Origin of the sequence: Gordonia spumicola (assembly GCF_009932475.1) — a bacterium.
In the GTDB taxonomy this organism is placed as follows: domain Bacteria; phylum Actinomycetota; class Actinomycetes; order Mycobacteriales; family Mycobacteriaceae; genus Gordonia; species Gordonia spumicola.
The window spans coordinates 691,156-707,782 of record NZ_BJOV01000002.1 but is presented as its reverse complement, the minus strand read 5'-3'; the positions used below and the strand labels follow the sequence as shown (position 1 = coordinate 707,782).

The following is a 16,627-nucleotide window of genomic DNA, read 5'->3' as shown; positions in this document are numbered from 1 at the left end:
TCGGGCATCTATCGACGGTCTGTGTTCTCGGCGATCACCGTGACGATCCGCTCGAGATCGTCGACCGACCCGAACTCGATGACCACCTTGCCCTTACGCTTGCTGAGACTGACCGTGACTTTGGTGTCGAGACGATCGGACAACCGGTCCGCGACGTCCTGCAGCCCGGGCATCTGCATCGGCTGACGCTTGCGCGGAACCGCGGTGGGAGTCGCCCCGTCGTGGTTGGCGAGGGTGACCGCTTCTTCCGTCGCCCGAACGGACAGGCCTTCCGCGACGATCCGAGCAGCCAGGGCCTCCTGCGCATCCGCTCCGGTCTCCAACGAGAGCAGGGCGCGGGCATGCCCGGCCGACAGCACACCTGCGGCCACGCGACGCTGCACCGGGATGGGCAGCTTCAACAGACGGATCATGTTCGTGATGACCGGCCGCGATCGTCCGAGACGGTTCGCGAGCTCTTCATGTGTCACGTCGAACTCTTCGAGCAACTGCTGATAGGCGGCCGCTTCTTCCAACGGGTTCAACTGCGCACGATGAATGTTCTCGAGCAGGGCGTCGCGCAACATGTCGCCGTCGGGCGTCTGACGGACGATCGCAGGGATTGCGCCGAGAGCGACATTGGTGCTCGCACGCCACCGGCGCTCGCCCATGATGAGCTGATACTTGATGCCCGAGGCGGTGGGGGAGGGGAGTTCCCGCACGACGATCGGCTGCATGAGTCCGAACTCGTTGATGGAGTGCTCGAGCTCGGCGAGCGCCTCTTCATCGAAGACGGTACGCGGCTGATGGGGGTTCGGCTCGATCTCCGACGGCGGGATCTCGCGGTACACGGCGCCGAGCTCGTCATCGACGACGGGTCGCGTCGTGTCGGCGAACGGGTCGGACGAGATCGTCGACCCAGGCCTCGGAACGGTGCCCGTGCCACCACCGATCACGACATCGGCGGCCGCCGCACCCATGCGTGTCGTGTTGGTTCCGTTGCCTTCTTCCGTCGGCCCCGTCGGGATGAGAGCGGCGAGCCCCCGTCCGAGACCACCGCGCCGCTGAGCGTCACGCTGCTGTGCCATCAGGCCAGGCCTCCTTCGACCGATGCGCGCTGTGCGAGTTCTCGCGACGCGTCCAAGTAGCTCATGGATCCACGTGAACCCGGGTCGTACTCGATGATCGTCATACCGAAGCCCGGAGCCTCGGACACCTTCACGCTGCGCGGGATGATCGTCGAGAGCACCTTGTCGCCGAAGTGTCCCCGTACCTCCGCGGCGACCTGATCGGCGAGCTTCGTCCGCCCGTCGTACATCGTCAGCAAGATCGTCGACACGTGCAGCTCCTTGTTCAGGTGAGCCTGGACGAGTTCGATGTTTCGCAGGAGCTGTCCGACGCCCTCGAGAGCGTAGTACTCACACTGGATGGGGATGAGCACTTCACGCGCCGCCACCATCGCGTTGACGGTGAGCAGGCCGAGCGACGGCGGGCAGTCGATCAGGACGTAGTCGATGCCGAGCTCGGCCAGGACGTCGTGATCGAGCGCGTTTCGCAGTCGACTCTCGCGAGCGACGACCGACACGAGTTCGATCTCGGCGCCTGCGAGATCGAGCGTCGACGGAACGCAGTAGAGGCGCTCGTTGGCCGGAGATCGCTGGATCGCGTCACGGAGCGGGACGTCGTCGAGCAGCATCTCGTAGACGGAGGCGATGCCCGGCTGCCGATGGTCGATACCGAGCGCCGTGCTCGCATTGCCCTGCGGATCGAGGTCGATGACGAGGACGCCGAGACCGTGGATCGCGAGGCCGGCCGCGAGATTGACCGCGGACGTCGTCTTGCCGACGCCGCCCTTCTGATTGGCGACAGTCATGATCCGCGGACTGGCCGGGCGGGGGAGGGTACCGGACGCGCCCGGCGTCAGCACTTGGCTGGCACGCTCCGCGGCTGCGGCGATCGGAGTGTCCGCGTACGGTTGCGCGGAGTGAGCGGACGGCGTTTCACGTGAAACGGAGGGTTCGTAGTGGGGCACCCCGGGGCTCCTTTTGTCGTTGCTTCCATTGTGCGCCCTGCGCCGAAATGACACCAATTGCTCTACCGCTTCCGCTTGGCTCGACGAGCGGCGCGGCGCGCGGCCGCGGCGTCCCGCTCTGTTTCGACACGAGTTCCGAGAAGCAGAGTCGTCGGCTCGTCGACGACGTCGACGCCGCACTGTGTTACTCGAAGGTCCGCGAGGCCGACCTTTCGCACAGCGGCGCGATCACGTTCGATCTCCTCGGCGGCCGATTTGCCCTTGAGCGCGATGAGTCGTCCACCGACTGCGATCAATGGAGCCGACCAGCCGGCAAGCCTCTCCAGGGGAGCGACCGCGCGCGAGGTGACGACGTCGGCCGTTCCGACCGTCGAGACGATCGCCTTCTCTTCCGCGCGCCCGCGCACGACTGTCACATTGTCGAGGCCGAGCTCGGCGACCACCTCGTCCAAGAAGGTCGTGCGACGAAGCAGCGGTTCGATCAAGGTAATCGACACGTGACGTTTCGCGATGGCAAGGGGAATGCCGGGAAATCCCGCGCCCGATCCGATGTCGAAAACGGTCGAACCGTCCTCGATCGCTTCACCTAGGACCCCGCAGTTCAAGATGTGACGCGTCCACAGTCGAGGCACTTCACTCGGCCCGATGAGCCCCCGGAGGACCCCTTCGTCAGTCAGCATCCGGGCGTACCCCTCCGCCAACTCCAGTCGATCCCCGAACACGTCCGTCGCGGTCGCCGGTGTCGGCTCGCATTCGACGGCGTTGTCATCCTCAGTCATCTGTCCCCGTTCACTCGCTCCGCGTTTCACGTGAAACCGCGGTGAATCACATGCTTGTCATTCTCCCCTGTGAAACGACAGAAGTCCCGGCCGGGTGGCCGGGACTTCTCTCATCATGCGCGGGGGAGGGGAGTGGTCACTCCTTGATGACGACAACCCGCCGCTTGGGCTCCGCGCCTTCGCTCTCACTGTAGACACCGTCGACGGCGGCCACCGCGTCATGCACGATCTTGCGCTCGAACGGCGTCATCGGATCGAGCGACTCACGTCCGCCGTTGTCGCGAACCCGCTCGGACACCTCGGTGCCCAGACGAGCGAGTCGGTCGCGACGGTCCGCGCGCCAGCGGCCGATGTCGAGCATCAGACGACTGCGGTCGCCCGTCGCCTGCTGCACCGCGAGACGCGTCAGTTCCTGGAGCGCGTCGAGCACCTCGCCGTCACGGCCGACGAGCTTCGACAGATCCCTGCCGCCGTCGATGCTGACGATCGCACGATCGCCGTCGACATCGAGGTCGATGTCACCGTCGAAGTCGAGCACGTCGAGCAGTTGCTCGAGGTAGTCGCCCGCGATCTCGCCTTCTTCGACCAAACGGTCCTCTTCGTCGATCTCTTCGACCTCGACATCGGGTTCGACGGGCGCCTGTGCAGCGTCACCGGTCATGGTTGTACCTCTATCTATCTCGGAAAGGTTCGTGCGGTGCCGACTGCGCTCAGCGCTTGCGACCCTGCTTGGTCTTCTTGTTGCGCTTGTTGCCCGCCTGTTTGGCGCCACCGGGCCGGTTGGCCGGACGCTGGCCCGGCGCGGGCTTGGCGGGCTTCTCCACGACGGTGGCGTCGGCCTCGGTCGTGGCGGCAGACTTCTTCGTCAGATCGGTGGACTTCGCGACGTCGACGGTCTCGCTCACGACATGCTTGGTCTTCTCGCCGGGCTTGGCGCCCGGCTTGGGAGCGTTCGCCTTGTTCCGCTCCTCCTTGGCGAGTTTGGCCTCTTCCTCTTCCTTCGCGATGCGACCGAAGACGAGGTGCTGCTGACCGTAGGTCCAGAGGTTGTTGCTCACCCAGTAGATCAGGATGGCGACGGGGAAGAACGGACCGGTCGCGAGGATGCCGAGCGGGAAGACGTACAGCGCGAGCTTGTTCATGATGCGCGTCTGCGGGTTGTCGGCGGCGTCCGCCGACTGGCGAGCCACCGATGCACGCGAGTTCATGTGCGTGGCGATCGAGGCCACGATCATGAGCGGAATGACGACCACGGCGATCTGCCAGCGGGTGAAGTCGATGACCTCGCCCTTCTGGACGAACGCCTGGAACTGGTCGACGGGCTCAGTGATGTACGACGACAGCGGCACACCGAAGAGGCGAGCATCAAGGAAGTTCGCGACCTGGTCGGGGCTGAAAGCGTAGTTGCCGATCGAGCGCGTCTCTTCCGCCGTCATCGGCGATGCGGGCGAACCGAACGGCATCGCGGTGCCCGCGCCCATTCGGTTGAACGAGCGGAGGACGTGGAACAGGCCGATGAACACCGGGATCTGCATGAACATCGGGAGGCAGCCGAGAAGGGGGTTGAACCCGTGCTCCTTCTGGAGCTTCTGCATCTCCTCGGTCATCTTGACCCGGTCGTTGGCGTACTTCTTGCGGATCGCCTGCATCTGCGGGTTGATTTCCTGCATCTGCTTCGTCGTGCGGATCTGCTTGACGAACGGCTTGTACAGGATGGCGCGCAGCGTGAAGACCAGGAACACCACGGAGAGCGCCCAGGCGACACCGTCGCCGCCCGGCGTGTTCGGCGTGATGTGGTCGAACAACCAGTGCCAGACCCACATGATCCAAGACACCGGGTAGTAGATGAAGTTGAGCACGGCTCAATGACCCCTATCTGATGACGACGCCGCGGCGCCGCTGGTGGAAAGCGTGGAGGGGACCGTTCTCCGGCACCGGGTCGTAACCGGGCTTGTGCCAGGGTCCGCATTTGAGCAGTCGCCACACCGACAGCACCGAACCCCAGAGGAATCCGTGCCTGGTCAGCGCTTCGACGGCGTATCCGCTGCATGTCGGTTCGAATCGACATGTCGGCATGCGCGTAGGGGAGATCCACGTCCGATACAGCTCGACCACGAAGATCAGGGATCGTCGCGGGAGCGTGTACAGACTCTGCAGCGCGCTCATGACGGCGAACTCGCTCGTGCGAACGCCGTACGTGCCCTGGGGTGAGCGAATCCGGCGCGCAGCGCCTCGGCCAGTTCGTCCGTCGATCGTGTCGCGATCGACGGGAAGGCCCGCAGGACGACGAACGTCTCCGGGTTGTCGAGTTCGGGACGCACCTGGGCGAAGGCATGACGAAGTCGTCGTGCGACACGGTGTCGGACGACGGCGTTGCCGACCTTCTTGGACACGATCAGTCCGAGCCAGGGTCCGCCGTGCAGTGCGACGTCGGCGCGCAGTCCGGTGTCGTCCGGCCATTGCGCGCTCACGGGCGCCAGATGAATCGCCAGATCACGCACCGAAACCCGCACACCAGACTGCAGTGTGCGGGTGAAGTCGGATCTCGTGGAGATCCGCCTGGAGTCGGCGGTCACCGATCGGCGCGATCGGGTGCGCGCCGAATCAGGCGGTCAGCTTGGCGCGGCCCTTGGAGCGGCGACCGTTCACGATGGCGCGGCCGGCGCGGGTACGCATGCGCAGACGGAAGCCGTGCACACGAGCGCGACGACGGTTGTTCGGCTGGAAAGTACGCTTCCCCTTAGCCACTGGGTACTCCTTGGGTCGATACTGCTGATGGTCCTCGGTCCAGCGCACACCGGTCTCAATTCCCCTTCGGGAATGAACAGCAGGCGTGCTTGGACGACCCTCCGAGACTACTCAGAGCCGCCCCACGAATCAAACCGCTCCCCACCAGGCTCGATCCGCCCCAGTGGAATTACAGCCTTGGGATTTGTTCACAGCTTTGTTCACAGCTTTGTCCACAGATGTGGACAACTGTGTGGAGAAGTTCGCATCGGCGCCGTCGTTCATGGCACGCTTTAGCTCTGCGTCTGTGGACAAACCAGTGAGGGGGCGAGGGATGCCGAGCGATCGGGAATCGTTCAACGATGTGTGGAGCAAGGTCGTCGCTGAACTGACCGATGGAACGGGACCCCAAGGTGCGCAGCCGCTTTCGCGCATGCAAAAGGCCTGGTTGTCGCTGGTTCAGCCGTTGACGATGACCGAGGGTTTTGCGCTGCTCGCCGTCCCGACGCCGCTCGTCCAGGAGCAGATCGAGCGCGATCTGCGCGATCTGATCCGTGCCACGCTGAACCGTCATCTCGACCAGACTGTGGACATCGCGGTGCGCGTCGCCGAGCCGCAAGAGGTGGCGCCCGCTCCTGTGGAGACCGTGGGGACAACCCCTTCCGTCACACCAGTCACACCGGTGACCGATGCCACACCATCCGGACAGTTCGCGTCGCTCAACTACGACGATCAGCCGACTCAAGGTCCTCATCCCGGGCCTCGCGAGTGGACGACCTACTTCCAGGACCGCGATGTCGCGACGCCCGCGGACGCCAGCACGACGTCGCTGCACCCGAGGTACACGTTCGACACCTTCGTCATCGGTGCGTCGAACCGGTTCGCACACGCCTCTGCGGTCGCCGTCGCCGAGAATCCGGCGCGCGCCTACAACCCGCTGTTCATCTGGGGAGAGTCCGGCCTCGGCAAGACCCACCTCCTGCACGCCGCGGGCCACTACGCGCAGCGCCTCTACCCGGGCATGCGCGTGAAGTACGTGTCGACGGAAGAGTTCACGAACGACTTCATCAACTCGCTGCGCGACGACCGCCGAGCCGTGTTCAAGCGCCGGTACCGCGACATCGACATGCTGCTCATCGACGACATCCAGTTCTTGGAGGGCCGTGAGGGCATCCAGGAGGAGTTCTTCCACACGTTCAACACGCTTCACAACGCGAACAAGCAGATCGTGGTCTCGTCGGACCGTCCGCCGAAGCAGCTGGCGACGCTCGAAGACCGTCTCCGCACCCGGTTCGAGTGGGGACTGATCACCGACGTCCAGCCGCCGGACCTGGAGACGCGCATCGCGATCCTCCGCAAGAAGGCACAGATGGACAAGCTCGCGGCGCCCGACGACGTGCTCGAGCTGATCGCCTCGAAGATCGAACGCAACATCCGCGAACTCGAGGGCGCCCTGATCCGCGTGACGGCGTTCGCGTCACTGCAGAACGCCGAACTCGATCGGTCGCTGGCAGAAGTGGTGCTCAAGGCGCTCATGCCCGACGACGGCGGCATCGAGATCAGCGCGGCGAGCATCCTCGCGATCTCCGCCGAGTACTTCGACATCTCCATCGAGGACCTCCGTGGCCCGAGCAAGGTGCGCAACGTGACGCAGGCCAGGCAGATCGCCATGTACCTGTGTCGCGAGCTCACCGATCTGTCGCTGCCGAAGATCGGTGAGGCGTTCGACCGCGACCACACGACGGTCATGCACGCGGTGAAGAAGATCAACAAGGAGATGCCGGAGCGTCCGAAGGTCTACGACCACGTCCAGGAGCTCACCGCGCGCGTGAAGCAGCGCGCGAACCGGTGACCCTCAAGTGAGCCGACAGGGTTCCGACCGCGACACGAACGGGTGATTTCGCCGTGTCGTCCTCGGCGTGTCGCTCCGCTAAAACCCCAGGTGCCGCGTCGAGCACGCCTGTGGACAACTTGGTGACGACAAGCCCGAAAGTTGTGCACAGGAGTTGTGCACAGTGTGGATAAGTCTGTGGGTCCACAGCCTCGATGAATTTTCCACAACTTCAGTCCTTAAATCTCCACACGCTCGGAGGCGACGTGACCAGCAGTTACGGTCGTTGTCCACAGATTTCACAGGGCCTACTACTACTTAGAATTTCTTTCTAGAGATCTTCCTTTAAAAGTAGGAGTGTGGATGCACAGGTCGCCGACGCGTGGCCGCGTCGAGCGACCTCGTCCGAATCGGCCCGGTGTTGCGATGACCCCGCGTCGTCGCTCTAAAGTGGGATTCATCCGACGCACACCGCGTCGTCGGCCGACGCACGCTGTGCGCTGCGGGCCGGACCAGCAGAAGGGCATTCACCGCAGATGAAGTTCCGTGTCATGCGCGACGAGTTCGCCGACGCCGTCGCGTGGGTCGCCAGGAGCCTGCCGTCACGTCCGCCCGTGCCGGTCCTCGGCTGCGTCGTCCTCACCGCGGGTGACGACGGCCTGCAGGTGTCCGGTTTCGACTACGAGGTCTCCGCTACGCAGACCATCTCGGCGGAGGTTGCCGAGATCGGGAAGTCGCTGGTCTCGGGGCGGCTGCTCGCCGACATCACCAAGGCCCTCCCGCACAAGCCCGTCGACGTGACGATCGACGGGTCGCGGGTCGCGATCTCGTGCGGCAGCTCCAAGTTCTCCCTGCCCACGATGCCCGTCGAGGACTACCCGGACCTGCCCGACGTCCCCGAGACCACCGGGACGGTCCCCGCCGAGCTGTTCGCCGAGGCCGTCTCGCAGGTCGCCGTCGCCGCCGGACGCGACGACACCCTGCCGATGCTGACCGGTGTGCGCGTGGAGATCGACGGCGACAAGGTGGTTCTCGCGGCCACCGACCGATTCCGACTCGCGGTCCGCGAACTCCAGTGGGCTCCGACCGCGGGCGGCGCGGCGGGTGCTGCCCTCGTGCCTGCGAAGACGCTCTCCGAAGCCGCCAAGTCGGCGGGTTCGGACGGGACGGGGGCCGTCGATCTCGCCTTCGGTTCGGTCCACGCGATCGGTTCAGACGGCATCCTCGGCATCACCAACAACGCGAAGAAGACCACGACGCGTCTCCTCGACGCCGAGTTCCCGAAGTTCCGCCAGCTGTTCCCCGCGGGGCACACCTCGGTCGCGACGGTCGAGAGCGCGCCCCTCATCGAGGCGATCAAGCGCGTCGCCCTCGTCGCCGAACGCGGAGCCCAGGTGCGGATGGACTTCAGCCGCGACTTCGTGCTGCTCACCGCCGGTGGCGACGAAGCGGGTAAGGCCGAGGAAGAAGTGCCGGTCTCGTTCTTCGGCGAACCGATCCTGATCGCGTTCAATCCGACCTACCTGCTCGACGGCCTCGCCGCGATCGGCTCGTCGGTCGTGGAGTTCGGCTTCACCAACCCCGAGCCCGACGGCAGCGGCGAGCGCCGCGCCGCGGTCCGTCCGGCGGTGCTGCGTCCCACGTCGGGCGAGGATCCCGTCGCCGACGAGTCCGGCCTGTATCCGGCCCCGGACAGCGAGTTCAGCTACCTGCTCATGCCGGTCCGACTTCCGGGCTGACCTGCGCTTTCAACGTTTCGAGAGGACTAGAACCATGCAGCTCGGACTTGTCGGCCTCGGCAAGATGGGTGACAACATGCGGGCCCGCGTCAAGGATGCGGGCCACGAGGTGGTCGGCTACGACCCGCGCCCCGAGGTGTCCGACGTGCCCGATCTCGCGGCACTCGTCGACGCTCTCGAGGCGCCTCGTGTGGTGTGGCTGATGGTGCCGCACGGCGAGATCACCCGTAACTCGGTCACCGAGCTCGCGGGCCTCCTGTCGCCCGGCGATGTCGTCATCGACGGCGGCAACTCACGATTCAGCGACGACCAGCCGCACGCCGATCTCCTCGCCGAGAACGGCATCGGCTACCTCGACTGCGGCGTTTCCGGCGGCGTGTGGGGCCGTGACAACGGCTACGCGCTCATGGTCGGCGGCAGCAAGGACGACGTCGCGAAGGTCATGCCGATCTTCGACGCGCTGCGTCCCGAGGGCCCGCGGGAGAACGGTTTTGTCCACGTCGGTCCCGTCGGTGCCGGTCACTACGCCAAGATGGTGCACAACGGCATCGAGTACGGCTTGATGCACGCGTACGCCGAGGGATACGAGCTGCTCGACGCCGAGCCCTTGATCGAAGACGTCACCGGAACGCTCCGCGCCTGGACGCAGGGCACCGTCGTCCGGTCGTGGCTGCTCGACCTGCTGGTCCGTGCTCTCGAGGAGGATCCGGGTCTCGCCGAGATCTCCGACTACACGACCGACTCGGGTGAGGGACGCTGGACCGTCGAGGAGGCGATCCGCCACTCGGTGCCCGCGAACGTCATCTCGGCGGCGTTGTTCGCGCGCTTCGCATCGCGCCAGGAGACGTCGCCCGCGCTCAAGGCGGTGTCCGCGCTGCGCAACCAGTTCGGCGGGCACGCCATGCGCGACAGCTCCGGCGCGAGCGTCGGCGAGACCTCCAAGCACTAGTCATCGCAGGGTGTTCGTCCGCGAACTGGCACTGACCGACTACCGGTCGTGGCCGACGGCGCAGTTCACGCTGGCTCCGGAGACGACGGTCTTCGTCGGACGCAACGGGTTCGGCAAGACGAATCTCCTCGAGTCGTTGTTCTATGTCGCGACCCTGCGATCGCATCGCGTGTCGACGGATGCGCCCCTGGTCAGGAGCGGTTGCGACGCCGCGCGCGTGTCGGCGACGGTGGAGAACGACGGCCGGGAGCTGACCGTCGATCTCACGATCGCGGCGCAGGGGTCGAACAAGGCCGCGATCAACACCCGGCCGGTGCGGCGCACCCGCGAAGTGCTCGGCATCCTGCGGACTGTGCTGTTCGCGCCCGAGGACCTGGCGTTGGTGCGGGGCGATCCGGGGGAGCGGCGGCGTTTCGTCGACGAACTCGTCGCGCAGCTGCGGCCGATCGCGGCGGGGGCGAAAGCCGACTACGACCGTGTCCTGCGTCAGCGGTCGGCGCTGCTCAAGACGGCGGGTGCGGCGATGCGTCGAGGTGAGACCGACACGGTGATGAGCACGCTCGACGTATGGGACGACCAGCTCGCGGACCTCGGCGCCCAGGTGACTGCGGCGAGACTGGCTGTGGTCCGGCAGATAGCCCCGCACGTGACCGGCGGATATGCGGCCATCGCCCCGCATTCTCGACCGGCGACCATCGCGTACCGATCGGCGGCGGGGCTGGAAGTGGACGCGTCGCCGGGCGGCGACGAGTCGGTTCCCGCTATCCGCGAGATTCTCGGACAGCGCCTGAAAGACATGCGCGGTCGGGAGATCGACCGCGGTCTCTGCCTTGTCGGACCGCACCGTGACGACCTCGAACTGGTGCTCGGCGACGAGCCGGCGAAGGGTTTCGCGAGTCACGGCGAGTCGTGGTCGTTCGCGCTCGCGCTCCGTCTGGCGAGCGTGGAACTGCTCCGCGAGGACGGCGTGGATCCGGTGATCATGCTCGACGACGTATTCGCCGAACTCGACGTCCGACGCCGCGAGAAGCTGGCCGAGTTCACCGCGGGCGCCGAACAACTGCTGGTCACGGCCGCTGTGGCCGACGACATTCCGGCTGCGGTCGGCGGCCGTCGGATCGATGTCGGAGTGTCCGACGATGATGGACCCAGACGGTCGGTGATCGTCTCTGACGCATCGTCGAACGGGGAGTCGAGCAATGACTGAGAAGGACACGACGGCGGGCGATCCCCTGGCAGGTCGCAGCGGCTACGAGATGGCGCGCAAGGCGCTCGAACAGGCTCGCGCGGAGGCCAAGGCCGCGGGCAAATCCGTCGGCATGGGTCGTTCGGCGCCGATCCGTCCCAAGCGCGGCGGCGACCGATCGCGTCGCAGCTGGTCGGGGGCAGGCCCGGATTCCCGCGACCCGCAGCCCCTCGGCCGTCTCGCGGGCGGCATCGCGCGCTCGCGCGGCTGGGAGCCGAAGATCTCGGAGGGGACCGTGTTCGGGATGTGGCCGTCGATCGTCGGCGAGGACATCGCCTCACACGCGACGCCCGAACGGATGGCGGACGGCGTGCTGCACATCCGAGCCGAGTCGACGGCCTGGGCCACCCAGCTGCGGTACATGCAGGGACAGATCATCGCGAAGATCGCCGCGGCCATCGGGCACGGTGCGGTGAAGAGTCTTCGGATCGTCGGACCGCAGGCTCCGTCGTGGCGCAAGGGTCCCCGTCACGTGTCGGGTCGAGGGCCCCGCGACACGTACGGCTGACGGTCGATTCAACGGTTCGTTGACGGCGCGGCCATCAACGGACCCGTCAGAAGTCGAAAAAGTCGCCCTGCGTTCGAATCAGGGCGCGGCGCGCCGCGCCTCAGGTCGAACAGGAGACCGCTCTCCCGTACACTGGCTCTATCTACTGTCGAGATGAACAGGAGCGGACACTGTAGTGGCCGACACCAGTAGCAACGAGTCGAAGAACAAGGGCAAGCCGAACGAGTACGGTGCTGACTCCATCAGCATCCTCGAAGGCCTCGAAGCCGTCCGCAAGCGTCCCGGCATGTACATCGGCTCCACCGGTGAACGCGGTCTGCACCACCTCGTGTGGGAGGTCGTGGACAACTCGGTCGACGAGGCGATGGCGGGATTCGCGTCGCGTGTGGACGTGACGCTGTGCGCAGACGGCGCGGTGCGCGTCGTCGACGACGGCCGCGGCATTCCGGTCGCCATGCACGCGACCGGCATCCCCACCGTCGAGGTCGTCCTCACGCAGCTGCACGCCGGCGGCAAGTTCGACTCCGACGCGTACGCGGTGTCGGGCGGTCTGCACGGTGTCGGCATCTCCGTCGTCAACGCCCTCTCGACGCGCGTCGACCTGGAGATCAACGTCGACGGCCACGTCTGGAACCAGACGTACACCAACGCCAAGCCGTCGGAGCTCGTCAAGGGCGCGGCGTCGTCGACCACCGGAACCAGTGTCACGTTCTGGCCGGACGCCGACATCTTCGAGACGGTCAAGTTCAACGCCGAGACCGTCGCCCGCCGTCTCCAGGAGATGGCGTTCCTCAACAAGGGCCTGGTCATCACGCTCACCGACGAGCGGATCACCGAGGCCGACGTCGAGGCGGCCCCCGACGTGGAGGGCGAGGAGGGCGCCGAATCGATCAAGACCGCCGACGAGCGCGCCGAGAAGGCCGCCAAGGTCAAGACTCGGACGTACCACTACCCGGACGGTCTCGTCGACTACATCAAGCACCTCAACCGCACCAAGAACCCGGTGCACAAGTCGGTCGTCGGCTTCGCGGCCAAGGGCACCGGCCACGAGGTCGAGATCGCCATGCAGTGGAACGACTCGTACGCCGAGAGCGTCCACACGTTCGCGAACACGATCAACACGCATGAGGGCGGCACCCACGAGGAGGGCTTCCGCGCCGCGCTGACCACGACGGTCAACAAGTATGCGCGCGACAAGAAGCTCGTGAAGGACAAGGACCCGAACCTGTCCGGCGACGACGTCCGCGAGGGTCTGGCCGCCGTCATCTCGGTGAAGGTCGCCGACCCGCAGTTCGAGGGTCAGACGAAGACGAAACTCGGCAACACCGAGGTCAAGAGCTTCGTGCAGAAGGCGTGCAACGAGCACCTCGCGCACTGGTTCGAGGCCAACCCGGCCGAGGCGAAGATCATCATCAAGAAGGCGTCCGATTCGCAGCAGGCTCGGGCCGCGGCGCGTCGCGCACGTGACATGGTTCGTCGCAAGACGGCCACCGACATCGGCGGCCTGCCCGGCAAGCTCGCCGACTGCCGTTCCAAGGACCCGGAGAAGTCCGAGGTCTACATCGTGGAGGGCGACTCCGCGGGCGGCTCGGCCAAGTCGGGCCGCGATTCGATGTACCAGGCGATCCTGCCGCTGCGAGGCAAGATCATCAACGTCGAGAAGGCCCGCATCGACCGCGTCCTCAAGAACGCCGAGGTCCAGTCCATCATCACGGCGTTCGGCACCGGCATCCACGACGAGTTCGACATCGCGAAGCTGCGGTACCACAAGATCGTGCTGATGGCCGACGCCGACGTCGACGGTCAGCACATCGCGACGCTGCTGCTCACGCTCCTGTTCCGCTTCATGCGGCCGCTGATCGAACAGGGTCACGTCTTCCTCGCGCAGCCGCCGCTGTACAAGCTGAAGTGGCAGAAGGGCGCCGCCCCGGACTTCGCCTACAACGACCGCGAGCGCGACGCGCTGCTCGAGGCGGGCAAGGCCGCGGGCAAGAAGATCAACATGGCCGACGGCATCCAGCGTTACAAGGGCCTGGGCGAGATGAACGCCAGCGAACTGTGGGAGACGACGATGGACCCCGACGTCCGTGTCCTCAAGCAGGTCACCCTCGACGACGCCGCCGCCGCCGACGAACTGTTCTCGATCCTGATGGGCGAAGACGTCGCTGCACGCCGCAGCTTCATCGCGCGCAACGCCAAGGACGTCCGCTTCCTCGACGTGTGACCTTCCGGACTGCGCTCGACGATCCGGTGGGGAGCCCCCAGATCGTCGAGCGCAGTCGAGACGCAGCATGTCGAGACGAAACTTAAGAAAGTGAACCCATGAGCGACGAATCCGACCTGTCTCCGTTGAACGGCGACGGCACCGGCGACCGCATCGATCCCGTCGACCTCGGCCAGGAGATGCAGAACTCCTACATCGACTACGCGATGAGCGTGATCGTGGGCCGCGCCCTGCCCGAGGTCCGCGACGGCCTGAAGCCCGTGCACCGTCGTCTGCTGTACGCGTCGTTCGACGCCGGTTTCCGCCCCGAGCGCGGCTACGTGAAGTCGGCGCGTCCCGTCTCGGAGACGATGGGCAACTACCACCCGCACGGCGACAGCTCGATCTACGACGCGCTGGTCCGTCTCGCGCAGCCGTGGTCGATGCGCTACCCGTTGATCGACGGCCAGGGCAACTTCGGTTCCCGAGGCAACGACGGCGCGGCGGCCATGCGTTACACGGAGGCCCGTCTCACGCCGCTGGCGATGGAGATGCTGCGCGACATCACCGAGGAGACCGTCGACTTCGTCCCGAACTACGACGGCAAGACCGAGGAGCCGACGGTGCTCCCGTCGCGCATCCCGAACCTGCTGATCAACGGATCGGGCGGCATCGCGGTCGGCATGGCGACGAACATCCCGCCGCACAACCTGCGCGAGGTGGCCGACGCCGTGTTCTGGGCGTTGGAGAACCCGGAGGCCGACGAGGAGGCGACGCTCGAGGCGTGCATGGAGGCCGTGAAGGGACCGGACTTCCCGACGGCCGCGCTGATCGTCGGCAGCCAGGGCATCAAGGACGCCTACATGACGGGCCGCGGCAGCATCCGCATGCGCAGCGTCGTCGACATCGAGGAGAACAAGGGCGCCACCCAGCTGGTGATCACCGAGCTCCCGTTCCAGGTGAACCCCGACAACTTGATCGGTTCGATCGCCGAGCAGGTCAACGACGGCAAACTCAAGGGCATCAGCAAGATCGACGACGAGTCGTCGGACCGCCAGGGCATGCGCATCGTCATCACGCTCCGTCGTGACGCGGTCGCCAAGGTGGTGCTGAACAACCTCTACAAGCACAGCCAGCTGCAGACCAACTTCGGCGCCAACATGCTGTCGATCGTCGACGGAGTCCCGCGCACCCTGCGTCTGGACCAGATGATCCGCTACTACGTGGCGCATCAGATCGAAGTGATCGTCCGACGCACCAGGTACCGCCTGCGCAAGGCGGAGGAGCGGGCCCACATCCTGCGCGGCCTGGTGAAGGCGCTCGACGCGCTGGACGAGGTGATCGCGTTGATCCGAGCGTCGGCGAACACCGACGCCGCCCGCAGCGGGCTGATGAGCCTGCTCGACATCGACGAGATCCAGGCCGACGCCATCCTGGCGATGCAGCTGCGTCGCCTGTCGGCTCTGGAACGTCAGAAGATCATCGACGAGTTGGCCGAGATCGAGCGCGAGATCGCCGACCTGAAGGACATCCTGGAGCGTCCGGAGCGTCAGCGCGCGATCGTGCGGGACGAGCTGAAGGAGGTCGTCGACAAGTACGGCGACGACCGCCGCACCAAGATCATCGCCGCCGAGGGCGACGTGACCGATGAAGACCTCATCGCGCGTGAGGACGTCGTCGTCACGATCACCGAGACCGGCTACGCCAAGCGCACCAAGACCGACCTGTACCGCAGCCAGAAGCGCGGCGGCAAGGGTGTGCAGGGCGCCGGTTTGAAGCAGGACGACATCGTCGCCCACTTCTTCGTGTCGAGCACACACGACTGGCTCCTGTTCTTCACGACGAAGGGCCGTGTCTACCGGGCGAAGGCGTATGAGCTGCCCGAGGCCAACCGCACCGCGCGCGGCCAGCACGTCGCGAACCTCTTGGCGTTCCAGCCGGAGGAGCGGATCGCGCAGGTCATCCGCATCTCGGGCTACGACCACGCCCCATACCTGGTGCTCGCCACCCGCAACGGCCTGGTCAAGAAGTCGCGTCTGGACGCGTTCGACTCGAACCGCTCCGGCGGCCTCGCCGCGATCAACCTGCGCGGCGACGACGAGCTCGTCGGAGCCCAGCTGTGCAGCGGCGACGACGATCTGCTGCTGGTGTCGAAGAAGGGCCAGTCGATCCGCTTCACCGCGGACGACGAGGCGCTGCGCCCGATGGGACGTCAGACGTCCGGAGTCCAGGGCATGCGCTTCAACGACGACGACGAGCTGCTCTCGCTCAACGTGGTCCAGGACGACACGTTCCTGCTTGTCGCGACGTCGGGCGGCTACGCCAAGCGCACCGAGATCAGTGAGTACACGGCGCAGGGCCGCGGCGGCAAGGGCGTGCTGACGATTCAGTACGACCCGAAGCGCGGCGAGCTCGTCGGCGCGATCATCGTCGACCTCGACAGCGAGGTGTACGCGATCACGTCCGGCGGTGGCGTGATCCGGACGCTCGCGAAGCAGGTCCGGAAGGCCGGACGTCAGACGAAGGGCGTCCGTCTGATGAACCTGTCGGACGGCGACAACCTGTTGGCGATCGCACGCAATGCCGACGAGCCGGAAGAGGGCGCGGCAGAGCAGAATTGAGCCCTGTTGCGTT

Annotated in this window: 15 protein-coding genes; 7 read left to right on the top strand and 8 right to left on the bottom strand. The window is 66.0% G+C overall.

The annotated features are described in order from the left end of the window. Positions 1–8: 8 nt before the first annotated feature. The 8 genes from GYB83_RS05420 to rpmH form a co-directional block, all read right to left on the bottom strand. Positions 9–1,067: a ParB/RepB/Spo0J family partition protein gene (locus tag GYB83_RS05420; RefSeq protein ID WP_161894496.1), complete on the bottom strand. Its 1,059-nt coding sequence runs from the start codon at positions 1,065–1,067 to the stop codon at positions 9–11. Then, entirely contained in the window at positions 1,067–2,011 is a 945-nt protein-coding gene (locus GYB83_RS05415; RefSeq protein ID WP_161894495.1) for a ParA family protein, read from the bottom strand. Before GYB83_RS05415 ends, GYB83_RS05420 begins: the two co-directional genes overlap by 1 nt. 62 nt (positions 2,012–2,073) lie before the next feature. Continuing rightward, the gene (gene rsmG / locus GYB83_RS05410) at positions 2,074–2,790 is read right to left on the bottom strand and encodes a 16S rRNA (guanine(527)-N(7))-methyltransferase RsmG (protein WP_161894494.1); all 717 of its coding nucleotides are present in this window, start codon (positions 2,788–2,790) and stop codon (positions 2,074–2,076) included. Positions 2,791–2,926: 136 nt separating this feature from the next. Continuing rightward, entirely contained in the window at positions 2,927–3,451 is a 525-nt protein-coding gene (locus GYB83_RS05405) for a Jag family protein (RefSeq protein ID WP_161894493.1), read from the bottom strand. Between the two features lie 49 nt (positions 3,452–3,500). Next, positions 3,501–4,649, bottom strand: coding sequence for a membrane protein insertase YidC (yidC, locus tag GYB83_RS05400; protein ID WP_161894492.1), 1,149 nt, complete (start codon positions 4,647–4,649; stop codon positions 3,501–3,503). A 13-nt stretch (positions 4,650–4,662) separates the two neighbouring features. Further along, positions 4,663–4,956: a membrane protein insertion efficiency factor YidD gene (yidD, locus tag GYB83_RS05395; RefSeq protein ID WP_161894491.1), complete on the bottom strand. Its 294-nt coding sequence runs from the start codon at positions 4,954–4,956 to the stop codon at positions 4,663–4,665. Continuing rightward, complete coding sequence (gene rnpA / locus GYB83_RS05390) at positions 4,953–5,366, bottom strand: ribonuclease P protein component (RefSeq protein ID WP_161894490.1); 414 nt, start codon at positions 5,364–5,366, stop codon at positions 4,953–4,955. Before rnpA ends, yidD begins: the two co-directional genes overlap by 4 nt. 28 nt (positions 5,367–5,394) lie before the next feature. After that, positions 5,395–5,538, bottom strand: coding sequence for a 50S ribosomal protein L34 (gene rpmH / locus GYB83_RS05385; protein ID WP_006337454.1), 144 nt, complete (start codon positions 5,536–5,538; stop codon positions 5,395–5,397). A 313-nt stretch (positions 5,539–5,851) separates the two neighbouring features. Between rpmH and dnaA the strand changes: the two genes are divergently transcribed. The 7 genes from dnaA to gyrA all read left to right on the top strand — a co-directional run bounded on the left by dnaA (position 5,852) and on the right by gyrA (position 16,614). Continuing rightward, positions 5,852–7,369, top strand: a complete 1,518-nt coding sequence (gene dnaA / locus GYB83_RS05380) for a chromosomal replication initiator protein DnaA (protein ID WP_161894489.1) — start codon at positions 5,852–5,854, stop codon at positions 7,367–7,369. Positions 7,370–7,884: 515 nt separating this feature from the next. Further along, entirely contained in the window at positions 7,885–9,087 is a 1,203-nt protein-coding gene (dnaN, locus tag GYB83_RS05375) for a DNA polymerase III subunit beta (RefSeq protein ID WP_161894488.1), read from the top strand. A gap of 1 nt (position 9,088) precedes the next feature. Further along, complete coding sequence (gene gnd / locus GYB83_RS05370) at positions 9,089–10,036, top strand: phosphogluconate dehydrogenase (NAD(+)-dependent, decarboxylating) (RefSeq protein WP_228461216.1); 948 nt, start codon at positions 9,089–9,091, stop codon at positions 10,034–10,036. 10 nt (positions 10,037–10,046) lie between these two features. After that, on the top strand, positions 10,047–11,243 hold the full coding sequence (recF, locus tag GYB83_RS05365; RefSeq protein ID WP_161894486.1) for a DNA replication/repair protein RecF: 1,197 nt from the start codon (positions 10,047–10,049) through the stop codon (positions 11,241–11,243). Next, complete coding sequence (locus GYB83_RS05360; RefSeq protein WP_161894485.1) at positions 11,236–11,790, top strand: DUF721 family protein; 555 nt, start codon at positions 11,236–11,238, stop codon at positions 11,788–11,790. Before recF ends, GYB83_RS05360 begins: the two co-directional genes overlap by 8 nt. Positions 11,791–11,965: 175 nt before the next feature. Next, a complete protein-coding gene (gene gyrB / locus GYB83_RS05355) occupies positions 11,966–14,014 on the top strand; it encodes a DNA topoisomerase (ATP-hydrolyzing) subunit B (protein ID WP_161894484.1) in 2,049 nt (682 codons plus the stop codon). Between the two features lie 98 nt (positions 14,015–14,112). Next, positions 14,113–16,614, top strand: a complete 2,502-nt coding sequence (gene gyrA, locus GYB83_RS05350) for a DNA gyrase subunit A (RefSeq protein ID WP_161894483.1) — start codon at positions 14,113–14,115, stop codon at positions 16,612–16,614. Positions 16,615–16,627 lie beyond the last annotated feature (13 nt).